The organism is uncultured Bacteroides sp., assembly GCF_905207245.1.
Lineage (GTDB): Bacteria > Bacteroidota > Bacteroidia > Bacteroidales > Bacteroidaceae > Bacteroides.
The window spans coordinates 1-13,704 of the sequence record NZ_CAJLKP010000112.1 but is presented as its reverse complement, the minus strand read 5'-3'; the positions used below and the strand labels follow the sequence as shown (position 1 = coordinate 13,704).

The 13,704-nt window shown below is 44.2% G+C and carries 15 protein-coding genes and 1 pseudogene; 1 reads left to right on the top strand and 15 read right to left on the bottom strand.

The window, feature by feature from the left end; genetic code table 11:
- Positions 1-184: 184 nt before the first annotated feature.
- From folE to QZ135_RS22565, 13 genes are all read right to left on the bottom strand, one after another.
- A complete protein-coding gene (gene folE / locus QZ135_RS22625; RefSeq protein WP_294614913.1) occupies positions 185-778 on the bottom strand; it encodes a GTP cyclohydrolase I FolE in 594 nt (197 codons plus the stop codon).
- 10 nt (positions 779-788) lie between these two features.
- Positions 789-1,244: an SPOR domain-containing protein gene (locus tag QZ135_RS22620; protein ID WP_294614910.1), complete on the bottom strand. Its 456-nt coding sequence runs from the start codon at positions 1,242-1,244 to the stop codon at positions 789-791.
- Between the two features lie 99 nt (positions 1,245-1,343).
- On the bottom strand, positions 1,344-2,099 hold the full coding sequence (tpiA, locus tag QZ135_RS22615) for a triose-phosphate isomerase (protein ID WP_294614907.1): 756 nt from the start codon (positions 2,097-2,099) through the stop codon (positions 1,344-1,346).
- A 22-nt stretch (positions 2,100-2,121) separates the two neighbouring features.
- Positions 2,122-3,408: a BT_3928 family protein gene (locus QZ135_RS22610; RefSeq protein WP_294614904.1), complete on the bottom strand. Its 1,287-nt coding sequence runs from the start codon at positions 3,406-3,408 to the stop codon at positions 2,122-2,124.
- Entirely contained in the window at positions 3,398-3,940 is a 543-nt protein-coding gene (locus tag QZ135_RS22605) for a DUF1599 domain-containing protein (RefSeq protein ID WP_294614901.1), read from the bottom strand. The genes QZ135_RS22610 and QZ135_RS22605 overlap by 11 nt, the downstream gene beginning before the upstream one ends.
- Before the next feature lie 116 nt (positions 3,941-4,056).
- The gene (locus QZ135_RS22600) at positions 4,057-4,929 is read right to left on the bottom strand and encodes a M23 family metallopeptidase (RefSeq protein ID WP_294614897.1); all 873 of its coding nucleotides are present in this window, start codon (positions 4,927-4,929) and stop codon (positions 4,057-4,059) included.
- 271 nt (positions 4,930-5,200) lie between these two features.
- Positions 5,201-7,297 carry an ATP-dependent DNA helicase RecG gene (gene recG / locus QZ135_RS22595; protein WP_294614894.1) on the bottom strand — a complete coding sequence of 699 codons (2,097 nt, stop codon included), beginning with the start codon at positions 7,295-7,297 and terminating at the stop codon, positions 5,201-5,203.
- On the bottom strand, positions 7,285-7,959 hold the full coding sequence (locus QZ135_RS22590; RefSeq protein WP_294614891.1) for a 2-C-methyl-D-erythritol 4-phosphate cytidylyltransferase: 675 nt from the start codon (positions 7,957-7,959) through the stop codon (positions 7,285-7,287). Before QZ135_RS22590 ends, recG begins: the two co-directional genes overlap by 13 nt.
- Positions 7,960-7,987: 28 nt before the next feature.
- Positions 7,988-8,536: a DJ-1 family glyoxalase III gene (locus QZ135_RS22585; RefSeq protein ID WP_294614887.1), complete on the bottom strand. Its 549-nt coding sequence runs from the start codon at positions 8,534-8,536 to the stop codon at positions 7,988-7,990.
- A 13-nt stretch (positions 8,537-8,549) separates the two neighbouring features.
- Complete coding sequence (locus tag QZ135_RS22580) at positions 8,550-9,365, bottom strand: TonB family protein (protein WP_294614884.1); 816 nt, start codon at positions 9,363-9,365, stop codon at positions 8,550-8,552.
- A gap of 18 nt (positions 9,366-9,383) precedes the next feature.
- Positions 9,384-9,758 (bottom strand): biopolymer transporter ExbD, encoded by a 375-nt coding sequence (locus tag QZ135_RS22575; protein ID WP_044138200.1) that lies wholly within the window; start codon positions 9,756-9,758, stop codon positions 9,384-9,386.
- A gap of 81 nt (positions 9,759-9,839) precedes the next feature.
- Positions 9,840-10,553 (bottom strand): MotA/TolQ/ExbB proton channel family protein, encoded by a 714-nt coding sequence (locus tag QZ135_RS22570; protein ID WP_294614881.1) that lies wholly within the window; start codon positions 10,551-10,553, stop codon positions 9,840-9,842.
- Entirely contained in the window at positions 10,553-11,266 is a 714-nt protein-coding gene (locus QZ135_RS22565) for a pyridoxine 5'-phosphate synthase (RefSeq protein WP_294614878.1), read from the bottom strand. Before QZ135_RS22565 ends, QZ135_RS22570 begins: the two co-directional genes overlap by 1 nt.
- Positions 11,267-11,370: 104 nt before the next feature.
- Here QZ135_RS22565 and QZ135_RS22560 point away from each other — a divergent pair, with 104 nt between their 5' ends.
- A complete protein-coding gene (locus QZ135_RS22560) occupies positions 11,371-12,240 on the top strand; it encodes an NAD kinase (RefSeq protein ID WP_294614875.1) in 870 nt (289 codons plus the stop codon).
- Between the two features lie 101 nt (positions 12,241-12,341).
- Here the strand turns inward: QZ135_RS22560 and mdh are convergent, their stop codons facing one another.
- Together mdh and QZ135_RS22550 are read right to left on the bottom strand one after the other, a co-directional pair.
- Entirely contained in the window at positions 12,342-13,283 is a 942-nt protein-coding gene (mdh, locus tag QZ135_RS22555) for a malate dehydrogenase (RefSeq protein ID WP_009130447.1), read from the bottom strand.
- Between the two features lie 87 nt (positions 13,284-13,370).
- A pseudogene (locus QZ135_RS22550) lies at positions 13,371-13,704 on the bottom strand (hypothetical protein); the annotation flags it as partial.

Below are 13,704 nucleotides of genomic sequence, written 5' to 3'. Positions count from 1 at the left end.
AAAATATATTGAGTAAACTAACTTAGGTATAACAAGCGAAGTTGTCAACTAAATCCAGTACAGTACATACTCCTAAAGAGAACTATAGTTTCCTTATGCAGAAACGACAGTTTCCCCTAATGGGAACGACAGTCCCCCTTCATGGGAACTGCAGTTTCCTTTCATGAAATAAGGTGTGGGATTGTTATGTGAATGAATTCTGACGAATGAGGTTCATAAACTCTTCACGAGTCTTTGCCTGATTGAAAGCACCTGTAAAATCGGAAGTGGTCGTTATGGAATTCTGCTTTTCAACCCCACGCATCTGCATACACATGTGCTTGGCTTCCACAACCACCATTACGCCCAGGGGATTCAGTGTTTCCTGGATGCATTCTTTAATCTGGAGCGTCATGCGTTCCTGCACCTGAAGGCGATGGGAAAAGATATCCACTACACGGGCAATCTTGCTCAGCCCTGTAATATAACCGTTGGGGATATAAGCCACGTGCGCTTTTCCGTAGAACGGAAGCATGTGGTGTTCGCAAAGTGAGAAAAAATCAATGTCTTTCACAATCACCATCTGACTGTATTCTTCCTTAAACTTGGCAGAGCGGAGCACTTCATGCGGGTCCATGAAATAGCCCTTTGTCAAACTCTGCATAGCCTTTGCTACACGTTCAGGGGTTTTCAGTAGTCCTTCGCGTTCGGCATCTTCGCCCAATAAAGTTATAATACGCTGATAGTGTTCTTTCAGTTCATCCAATGCAGGAGATACGATTTCTTCTTTTCCTAACATGAGTAAGTTTTTATAAGGGGATGTTTATCTGCTCTTTCACAATAGAAACTTCTTTGAATACGCCTGTAGCACGCAACTGGCGCATCATGGCGTCCGCTTCTTCAATGCTGCGGAAGTCTCCTACACGGCACAGCCAGCGGGGAGAGTTGAAAGAGGTATAAACAGAAAGTTCCGGGAAATACTCTTTGATTCGTGAGCCCACAGCGTGAGCTTCGTTCTTGGCTCTACTGGTATTGTTTCCGGCATACACCTGTACGCGGTAACCCTGACTCTTAAGCACTCTGTTATCCGTCCCGGTAGGGATATATTCCTGACCTATCAAGGCCTCGATACGGGCATCCTGATGGATGGTTACCTTACCCTGTCCCGGCACATTGCGTTCCAAACTCTTCACAATGTTATTCTGCGCCGAAGCAAAAGCGGCGAAAGCAAAGCATGCAATTAAAAGTAAACCAAGCTTTTTCATTAGATAATGTTTTTTATATAGTTGACAAGTTTTTTAGTTAACAAGTTGACAAGGTATACACTCCTTGTCAACTTGTATCTATTTTCCTTGTTGACTTAATTAGTTAAAGGCATCAATGATACCCTTGAAGTCAGCAACCTTCAGAGCTGCACCACCAATCAAGCCACCATCAACGTCAGGATTAGCGAACAATTCCTTAGCGTTAGACGGTTTGGCACTACCACCGTAAAGGATAGAGCAGTTGTCAGCAACTTCCTTACCGTACTTGTCAGCAACTAACGAACGGATGAAAGCGTGGATTTCCTGAGCCTGGTCGGGAGTAGCAGTTTTACCTGTACCGATAGCCCAAACCGGTTCGTAAGCCAATACGATCTTAGAAAAATCTTCAGCAGACAGAGAGAATACAGAAGCCAACTGAGCGGCAACTACTTCATTCTGCTTGTTAGCTTCGCGTTCTTCCAGCACTTCACCGATACAGAAGATCGGAGTCAAACCGTTAGCCAAAGCCAATTTTACTTTTTCTTCCAGGATGGCAACTGTCTCGCCATAGTAAGCACGACGTTCTGAGTGACCCAGGATTATATATTTAGCACCTGTAGAAGCAACCATGGCAGCTGAAACTTCACCAGTGTAAGCACCTGATTCTTTGTCAGCACAGTTTTCAGCACCTACGCCAATCTTAGCGGGGTCTACCAACGGAGTAACCGATGCCAAGTGGATAAAAGGAGTACAGATGATTACATCACAGTTAGGCTTTTCGTTAGCCAATACTTCATTCAGTTCTTTTGCAAGAGCAATACCCTCCTGAAGGGTTTTGTTCATTTTCCAGTTTCCTGCAACAATGTTTTTTCTCATTTTGTTTTATTTATTAAAAGGGTTAATATAATTTCTTCTTCTCCCGGCGTTTAACAACCAGGATGTCAACGCAAATAACAATCAGCAACGGGATGATAAACCATAAGAGCACATACCCTATCGTACGCAAATCGCTCTCTTGCTTCTGCTGACCGAGTTCCAGTTTATCCAAACTATCCGTCAGTACATACTCATCCGGCAAGCGATTGTTACTCCACTTATTCAAGATGGTGCCTTCTTTTATCAGCATCAATCCGGGATTAGAACGGATTATCGTTTTCAGGGTAATGTCATCCATCTGGCAGAAAGGATATTCCGCCCCGGTCTTGTCACGCCATGATTCGATCTGTTCTTCCGGTGAAGATGTCAGAGCATAAAAGCCATAACCATGCTCCACACTGTAATCATAGATTTCGTTAATAAGGTCTATATTACTGTCGTCAGCCTCTTCTATACGATGGGCTACCAGCAGGAATGTATATCCTTTGTCCGCTAAAATACTATCAGTCAAGTCCTCTCCCGTTTCCAAGCTCATAATGGAGAAGTCGTGAATAGAAGGCTCATATCCCTTTTCCTTCAACACTGTACGTGTTTCAACAAACGTCCATGTGCTATCCGGATAATTATCCAGTGCAAATTCCTGTTGCTTTCCGTCTTTCTCCAAAATGAAACGGCTCTCGAAGACACTTGGTTTTGCCCCCTCAGGTATCTCCATACCTTCCTTAATATTCTTTCCTATCTTGTAAGGACGAAAATCCAGAATGGGCAGATTGCCGATACAATAGAATGAAAGTGCAAAAACAAACAAGAACGTATACATGGAAACCATCCATGCCATCTTTGCCGTAATAAAGCGAATAATCTGCCTTCCGCCTTTGAAAACAGTTATCGCTGCAATCAGCAGTACGATGTTCTTACCGAACGTCTCCCAGTTTGTCAACACCCAAGCATCACCAAAACATCCGCAATCAGATACCGGATTTGCCAAAGCCAGATAAAACGTCAGTGGCGTCATCACAATCATCAGCAACAATGCCAGAGTCGTAGCAAACCTCCGCCGTATACCGAAGAACAGGAAAACACCTACAGAGAACTCTAACGCCGACAATACAACAGCCAACAACAGTTGCAGATAAGTCGGAAACCATGCAGCCATCCCGAAGGCAGTCAGGTAATCCTGAATCTTATAAAAAGAGCCCAACGGGTCGACAGCCTTCACAAAACCGGAAAAGATGAACACTGCCGCCAATAGAAAGCGACATACATTCACCCAACTTTTCCAGATTATATGTTTTTGCTTAGTCTCCAAATTCAATCTTAATCAAACCAAACACGGAATAATTAATCATGTCCATATAATTGGCATCTATCCCTTCCGAAACCAAAGTCTGACCTGATAAACTTTCAATTTGCTTGGTACGGTAGATTTTCATCAATATCAAGTCAGTGTACGAACTGACGCGCATACTGCGCCACGCCTCATCATAGTCATGGTTCTTGGCAAGCATCAACTCCAACGAGGTCTTGGCATATTTATCATACAGCTCCATAGCTTGCTCATTCGTCATATCTGCTGATTCCGCATATCCCAGTTCCAACTGTATCAGTCCGATAATGCCATAGTTAACAATCGCAATGAACTCGGAACGTATTCCTTCATCCACCAGCGTTACTCCTTTGGTTTCGATACTCCTGATACGATTAGCCTTAATGAATATCTGGTCAGTCACGGAAGCCGGACGGAGAATGCGCCACGCCGGACCGTAATCATGTAGTTTCTTGGAGAACAAATCACGACAGATGGCAATGACATGTTCAAATTGTTGCTTGGTATCGTTCATTTCCTTACAGCTATTTCGCTTTTCGTGGCAAAGGTAGGAATAATTAAAGAAAAAAGAAAAGAGGGCACTCTAAATTATATTAAAGTGCCCCCTTCTTTATAAGGTTATCTATATCTTTACGAACAACGCAAGACTTGCCCCGGACGTAAAATTGTTTTTCGTGTAATGCGATTCAATTGGCAAAGCTTGTCGATAGACACTCCTTGGCGTGATGCAATCTTGGACAACGTATCACCACTCTTCACCTTATAGAACAATCCTTCGCCGGAAGCCATGCTACGCGCAGTTGTACCCTTAGACGATTTTGTCTTGTTGAAAGTATAATGGTCAGCAACGATATCTTGCTTTTCAAAATCGAACATTAATGCGGGGTTGATAGGAATTCCCAGGAAGCGGGTTTCAAAATGTAGATGTGAACCGGTAGAACGTCCGGTATTACCACCCAAAGCAATCGGTTCTCCAGCTTTAACTAATTGGTTTATTTCTACTATTTGTTTGGACAAGTGTCCGTAAACTGTTTCCAGTCCATTGTCATGACGAATAACGATATACTTACCGTATCCACGGCGACCCTGATTCTTAACAACGCGAATCTTGCCATCGAAAGCGGCACGGATTGTATCACCTACATATACTTTAATATCCAATCCATAATGCATTCTGCGTCTTCTGGGACGATAGCCGAACACATCGGTAATCTTCGTATGCGTAGTAGGCATACAAAAGCCGGTTAAATCGACTTTATAACTTTCCGGCACAATAGCATCTCCATAAGCTTGTACATATTCATTATTCCAAGTAGGATACAAACTTAAACCGGGATAGGCGGATTGCTCCGCACGTATCTGCTTCTGTAAAGCCAGAGAGTCAACACTCTTGAGTTTTCTGTCGATAGGGGCTTGGCGCGCAATCAGGTCCTGAGAGAAAGAATTCAGACTGACCATTGCCGTCGCAGCTATTAGAATTGTTTTAATGCAATTGAAATTCATTCCGTTTCGTCATTCGTTTTTAATATCCGTTGACACGCACCTCTAGTCATCAACACCTCTTGTCCGTCACCGAATATCCAGATTTATTTTAAAAATTCTCCCAAAGGTAGTATTTCTTCTTTAAATGAGAAGTCAATCCTTAACTATTTTTTCGGAAAGGAATGAAAAGAGAAGTTGCCAAAACGCTCGTAACCCCCTATTACTCGGAAAGATAAGAGCTAATATGTTTTACAACATAAAACTGCAAATAAAGCGTATGTTTAACCGTTATTCAACTTATGGAAGCCCAGTTAACGTTGGTTTTCCGCAGTGCTTTCAGTTGTCGCCACAAGATTTCATTCTCCGGACGAACACCTGTCGGGTCAACATCTACCACTTCTTCTGCAACATTACGCACATATTGCAGCAATTGCCCATCACGTGCAATATCGGCTATTTTCAGATCAAAAGCGACACCACTTTGCTGCGTACCTTCCAAATCACCGGGACCACGCAATTTCAGGTCAGCTTCGGCTATTTCAAAGCCATCATTAGTCCGCACCATGATTTCCAACCGCTTCCGGGTTTCTTCAACCAATTTATAACCGGTCACTAAAATACAATAAGATTGTTCTGCACCACGCCCTACACGTCCCCGCAACTGGTGAAGCTGTGACAATCCGAAACGTTCGGCATTCTCTATAATCATCACAGAAGCATTCGGCACATTCACCCCGACTTCTATAACCGTAGTTGCTACCATGATTTGCGCTTCACCGGATGCAAAGAGTTGCATTTGTGCATCTTTCTCAGCAGGTTTCATCTTACCATGCACCTTACAGACTTTATATTCCGGGAAATCTTCACATACATGGAGATAACCTTCTTCCAGATTCTTCAAGTCTATCTTTTCGCTTTCCTTAATCAAGGGATAGACAATATAAACCTGCCTGCCTTCTGCAAGCTGCTTATGAACAGACTGATACAAACTTGCGCGATGTGCATCATACTTATGAATGGTTACGATAGGTTTGCGTCCCGGAGGCAGCTCATCAATGACAGAGACATCCAGATCACCATACAAAGTCATAGCAAGCGTACGTGGAATAGGAGTAGCAGTCATCACTAACACATGAGGCGGCTGCACATTCTTGGTCCACAAACGTGCACGTTGTGCCACACCGAAACGGTGCTGTTCATCAATAACAACCAACCCCAGTGAAGAAAAGTTCACTGTATCTTCTATTACGGCATGGGTACCGATAAGTATATGTACATCTCCCGTCAACAAGCCGGTAAGAATAGCCTCCCGTTTTTTACCTTTAACGGAACCAGTCAGCAACTCCACACGAATATCCATTCCATATAAAAACTCACGGATTGTTTCATAATGCTGATTAGCCAGAATTTCGGTAGGGGCCATCATACAAGCCTGATAACCGTTATCCAATGCCATCAACATACTCATCAAAGCCACTAATGTTTTCCCACTACCGACATCGCCCTGCAAAAGACGGTTCATTTGTTTACCGCTACCCACATCACGACGTATTTCTTTCAACACGCGCTTCTGAGCACCGGTCAATTCAAAAGGCAGATTTTTGGCATAGAAGGTATTGAATATCTCTCCTACTGTTTCAAAGATATATCCCCGGTACTTCCGTTGCCTGTCCTTGGCATAGCGAAGGATATTCAGTTGCACATAAAAGAGTTCCTCAAACTTCAGCCGATACTGCGCTTTGCGAAGCAGTTCCGGATTAGCAGGAAAATGGATATTCATCAAAGCATCTGTCAACGGCATCAGATGATGTTCCGCCAGTATGGCAGGAGAAAGCGTCTCAGGCAGTGGTTCACGAAGCTGCTGTACTACAGCACTCATCATTTTCTCAATGGCATGAGAGTTGAGAGAACTCCGCTTCATCTTATCCGATGTATTGTAATAAGGCTGCAACCCCATTGTTGAAAGTTTCAATTCCGAAGCATTGTCAATATCCGGATGGGCAATATTGACTCGTCCGTTGAACACACTGGGTTTACCAAATACAATATATTCCTGATTTACTTTATACTTACCAATAAGAAATTTAATTCCCTGGAACCAAACCAGGTCCACGACTCCCGTATTATCCGAGAAATGGGCAACCAAACGTCGCTGCCGCCCTTCTCCAATCGTTTCAAAACTGAGAATTTTCCCTTTCAGTTGAATATAAGGCATCGTGCCGTCAATCTCATGGATATAATAGATACGACTACGATCCACATATTTATAGGGGAAATAATATAATAGGTCGTGCAAAGAATAGATACCCAATTCCTTATTAAGCACTGAAGCACGTTGTGGCCCCACACCCGAGAGGTATTTTATGTCACGAGAAGCTAAATCAAACATGAATCCAACAAAGCAGCGGCTATTTTCAAATCAAAAGGGGTCGTTATCTTAATATTTTCCCGGTTACCTGCCGCCAGATATACGGGCACTCCCATTGCTTCCACCACCGAAGCATCATCCGTAAAAAAAGAAGTATAGGGTTGCTCATAAGCTTGCTTCAACAAACCGGCATCAAATACTTGTGGAGTCTGCACTAATTTATATTCATCCCGGTCAACGGTTATGCTCCCCTCTCCTTGCAGATGACGCACAGTTTCCACCACATCTATCACAGGAATAACTGCTTTCTTTTCAGCAGCCAGCTCATAGCAACGAGCAATCACTTCCTGTGAAACAAACGGGCGCACGCCATCATGTACACCTACCAGCCCCGGCGTGGCTACATAAGCCAGCCCATTCTTCACCGAATGGAAACGAGTCTCTCCCCCGTCCGCCAGCACATGCGGCAACGAAAAGCAATGCTCCTCGCATAGCTGTGCCCAATAAGGCTGTTGGCTACGCGGGAGCACTAATATAATATGTATCTCCGGATTGTAGGCATAAAAGGCTTCCAGTGTACGCATCAACACAGGTTTCCCACCTATGGGCAAAAACTGTTTGGGAATTTCTCCTCCCATACGCAACCCCTTACCACCGGCAACTATCAGAGCATACTCCATCAATTCAGAATTGAAAATTAAAAAATGAAAGTTAGATGACACACATTGCTTCTTTCAATTCCTGTACTTTCTCTTTGCCCAGCATCATGTCTACAATTGCCAGAGCAAATTCCATAGCAGCACCCGGTCCCTTGGCAGTAATGATATTACCGTCTCTTTCTACCGGAACGTTTGTAAAATCAGCACCTTCCAAATATTGTTCAAAACCGGGATAACAGGTCGCCTTGCGTCCTTTCAGCAAACCAAGTTTACCTAATACCATGGGAGCGGCACAAATGGCTGCAATCGGTTTGTTCCTTTCGGCAAAATCCAAAACCAGTTTACGAAGTTCCGGACACTTCTCCAACGTGGCAGCTCCGGGCATTCCTCCAGGCAGAACGATTAAATCTGCATCATAAAAGTCACAGTTCACCACATTCCTATCGCAAAGTACCGGCACGTCATGTGCACCTGTCACTATTTCATCGGGAGTCACCGTTATCATTTCCACGTTCAGCCCTGCACGTCTCATCACATCTACAGAAGTGAAAGCTTCCACTTCTTCAAATCCGTCTGCAAAAAAAACATAAACTGTACCCATAATTGTTCTCCTTTTATTTTAGATTAAAGTAATATGTTATCGTTCCTGTCTGGTTATTCAAGCCAGTCACGGCATTGAAACGCGCCCTTTTTGCCGCCTCTTCGGCTGCTTTCCGTAAGGCAGGATTCACGGTATTGGTCTGTCGGTCAATGCTGGTAGCAATCACATGTCCTGCAGGGTTTACAGTAATGGCAACCACCACCCTTCCTTCATCCTGCACATTATATGCCGGACGCGGCAGACCTCCTTGTCCTAAAGAACGTCCACCGAGGTCAAAAGTTCCATAACCTCCTGTTCCACTCGACGCACCTGTCGGCGCATTTCCAGTGGGACTTCCCTGAATACCTTGTCCTTCGGTCGTACCTTTGCTCCCCATTTGCGCTCCCTTTCCGAAAGCACCTGCCACCTTTTTGCGGGCAGCTTCTTCCGCTTCTTTACGTTCACGCTCAGCTTTAGCCTCTGCCAACTTCCGGGCTTCCTCCGCTTTTTCAGCTTCTGTTTTCTCAGGCTTCTTTTTTACTTCTTCCTTTTTGGTTTCCGCTTTGGGTTTGATAGCAACGGTCTCCTCATCCTCCTGGGTCAGCATCTCCTGTTCCACCGTCTCTTGCACCTCAGGAGCAACAGTCTCAGGTATCACATTCACCTCTACCAAGGAAGGGTCAGCACTTCCCAATGTATTGGGCACCTCACCCAACATCACAGGCATACCGTCTTCTTCCAGCGGTTCCGGCATAGTGAAGCCTACCAGTATCAACAGGAGGATAAACGCCACATGTACCAGCAGCGCACCTACCATTCCTATATATTTGCCTTTCTTTTTCGGATTCACCGTTTTCCGTATTACGTTTTATTTTCCTTCCGGCGGGCGTGTAGCCAACACCATCTTGAATTTATTCTCATTAGCAATGTTCAGCACTTTCACGATCTCCCGATAAGGTACAGACTCGTCGGCATAAAGTGCCACATACATTTCCGGTTCTTTTGCTGCACACGACTGCAGAAAAGGAGTCAATTCTTCTAAAGAAACCGTCTGCTCCTTATCATTTCCGAATGCTGCATAAAAGTTCAAATCTTTATCAATAATAACCCTCGTCAGAGGTTTGGCAGACGTCTGTTGTTTACCCTGCGGAAGCAGCACCTTAATAGCATTCGGCGAAACAACCGTAGACGTAATCATGAAGAAGATCAGCAACAGGAAGATGACATCTGTCATAGATGCCATACTGAAATTAGGCGATATTTTAGCTCTACGTTGTAGCACCCTCTTTATTTTTTAATTTTTAATTCTCAATTTTTAATTTAATCACGCTGGTTCATTCAAGAGGTCCATGAATGCCATGGTCTTGGCTTCCATTTTATTAACCACACCATCTACCAATGTCACCAGGTAATTATAGGCAAACATAGCAATAATACCTACAATCAGACCACCTACTGTAGTAATCATAGCTTCATAAATACCTCCCGAAAGCAACGTGATGTCAATGTTATTACCGGCATTAGCCATTTCATAAAAAGCACGCACCATACCAGTCACCGTACCAAGGAAGCCAATCATCGGCGCACCTCCGGAGATGGTTGCCATAATCGTCAATCCTTTTTCCAGTTTCGCAACTTCAATGTTTCCCACATTCTCAATGGCAGCCTGCACATCATTCACCGGACGTCCCAAACGACTGATACCTTTCTCAATCATACGGGCAGCCGGAGTATTTACACTGCGGCAATAAGCTATGGCAGCTTTGATCTCTCCATCCAGAATATAATCCTTTATCTTATCCATGAACATCGGATCCTCTTTGCCGGCTTTCCTGATAACATAGTTACGTTCGAACAAGATATAGAAACAAAGCACGGACAGCAGTCCAAGAACAATCATAATCCAGCCACCTTTGACAGCCATGCTCCATAAATTCATCTCTTCAGCACCAGCTACCTGGGTCACTACCGGATTGGCGCCGGAAATAGAGTCGGTCAGCGCCGGAGCCACTTGGGCCAATAACAACATTGCATTCATCAACGAAGACAGTTTTTATATTCCTGAATAGTACGTTCCAGTCCCAGATACAAAGCATCACTTATCAGCGAATGCCCGATAGAAACTTCATCCATCCATGGAATGTTTTGATATAAATAATTCAAGTTCACCAAACTCAAGTCATGTCCGGCATTCAAGCCCAGACCCAAACTACGCGCTACTTTGGCAGCTTCCACAAAAGGCGCCACAGCAGCTTCCTTATTCTGGGGATAAGCCGTCGCATAAGGTTCCGTATAAAGTTCCACCCTGTCGGTACCAGCCTTGGCAGCATATTCTATCATTTCCGCATCGGCAGATACAAACACGGACGTACGGATACCCGCATGATTAAATCCATCGAGCACCTCAGTCAGAAAATCCAGATTCTTTTTGGTATCCCAGCCTGCATTGGAAGTCAACTGAGAAGGACTGTCCGGAACCAGAGTCACCTGATGAGGTTTTACCTTCAGCACCAGATCAATAAAGTCGGGAGACGGATATCCTTCGATATTAAACTCCGTACGAAGCAACGGGCGAAGATCATACACATCGCTCCGGCGTATATGCCTTTCGTCAGGACGCGGATGCACGGTAATCCCATCTGCGCCGAAGTTCTCACAATCCAGTGCCACTTTCACCACATTAGGAACATCAGCCCCACGAGCATTACGCAACGTTGCAATCTTGTTTATATTTACACTTAATCTAGTCATAATTCGGTCCATAGTTTTGCACAAAAGTACAAATAATAGCGATATATTGGCAGCGTTCTGAGAAAAAAATACCATATTTGCATTTCATTAAGAAAGTATTGACGATGAAATTTGCCATTTTTGGGAATACCTACCAAGCTAAAAAATCAACACATGCGGAGACTTTGTTCCGTTTGCTGGAACAGCGCAATGCCCGGCTTTGCATATGCAGAGAGTTTTATAACTTTCTGACCTCGGATCTGCACATGAATATTGCTTCTGCCGAACTCTTCGACGGAGATGACTTCACAGCCGATATGGTTATCAGCATCGGCGGCGACGGTACCTTCCTGAAAGCAGCCAGTCGGGTGGGCAAAAAGGATATTCCCATTCTGGGCATCAATACCGGACGCCTCGGCTTTCTGGCAGATATTTCCCCGAATGAGATGGAAGAGACTTTCGATGAAATCTATAATAACCACTATAAAGTAGAGGAACGCAGTGTATTGCAGCTACATTGCGATGATGAAGACTTAATGAAATCGCCTTACGCACTCAACGAAATTGCGGTATTAAAACGTGACAGTTCTTCCATGATTAGCATCCATACAGCTATCAACGGTGCACACCTCACTACGTATCAGGCAGACGGATTAGTCGTATCCACTCCTACCGGTTCCACCGCTTACTCTCTCAGTGTCGGCGGTCCGGTCATTGTGCCCCATAGCAAGACAATCGCTATCACTCCGGTTGCTCCGCATAGCCTGAACGTCCGCCCTATCGTCATCTGCGACGACTGGGAAATCACTCTTGACGTTGAAAGCCGCAGTCATAATTTTCTTGTTGCCATTGACGGACGTAGCGAATCATGTAAAGAAACTACTCGCTTGAGAATTTCACGGGCAGATTATAGCATCAAGGTAGTGAAGCGTTTTAATCATGTATTCTTTGATACGCTTCGCAATAAGCTGATGTGGGGGGCAGATGTAAGATAGTAGAAACAAACAAAATATCTTCTTTAATATAAAAAGAATAAAGGGTTGATTCCACATGGAATCAACCCTTTATAATAATATATGTATGAAAAAAGTCCCGATTAGAGGGCACCTACTTCTTTCAAAGCAGCGTTTGTTCCGTGAACAGCCTTAGCACTGGCAGCGAATTTTTCTTTTTCGTCAGCAGTCAGTTCCAGTTCAACGATTTTTTCAATACCATTCTTACCCAGGATAACAGGAACACCAATACAGATATCAGATACACCATATTCGCCTTCCAGGAATACAGAGCAAGGAATCATCTTCTTCTGGTTGTGAATGATAGACTCAACTACATAAGCTCCCGCTGCACCCGGTGCATACCATGCAGAAGTACCCAGCAACTTAGTCAGAGTAGCACCACCTACCATAGTAGAAGCTACAACTTCATTCAGTTTTTCTTCGCTCAACAGTGTGCTAACCGGCTGACCTTTGTACGTAGCCAGACGAGCCAACGGAATCATAGTCGTATCACCGTGACCACCAATTACCATGCCTTCTACTTCGTTAGCATTGCAGCCCAAAGCCTGAGACAGGAAGTATTTGAAACGAGAACTATCCAAAGCACCGCCCATACCGATGATACGGTTCTTAGGAATACCCAGAGATTTCAGTGACAAATAAGTCATTGTATCCATCGGGTTAGAGATAACAACGAGGATAGCGTTGGGAGAATATTTCAAGATGTTCTGTGCAACCGACTTAACGATACCAGCGTTCACCCCAATCAGTTCTTCACGAGTCATACCCGGCTTACGAGGAATACCTGAAGTGATTACAACTACATCAGAATTAGCAGTTTGTGCATAGTCATTGGTACAGCCTACAATAGTGGTATCAAAACCCAACAATTGAGCAGTCTGCATCATATCCATTGCCTTACCTTCTGAAACGCCTTCTTTCACATCCAGCATTACCACTTCGTCAGCCACTTCATTAAAGGCCAACACATTAGCGCATGTAGCTCCTACGTTACCTGCACCTACTACGGTTACTTTTGACATAATCTTCAATTTTTTATTTATAGTGTTATAAAGTTGTGGCAAAAGTACAACGACATTCGTAATTAAGGAAATATTTCCGTAATAATTTTAGTTAAATACCTTATCGGCCTGTCCTTCCCCCGATAAAAGGATAGTTGTTTCCCAGGAAAGGCAAGCAGCCTCTACATTGGGCAAACAAGCCAGATGGTAAACCGGTACGGTGGAAAGCAGAGTACTCAGCACGCCACTGATGTAATCATACAGTTCATCGCTGTAGGCAAAGTCGGGCGGGCACGAAGGGTGCAATGCACCATATCCCTGAGCTATACTGAGTTTTTTTATCTGATTATAGGGGGCCTGGGATAATCGTACGCAGGCTGCCAACGGATAACTCTCATTTTTATAGCAAGGTGTCTTTCCGCTCCACGGGCTGCCATATACC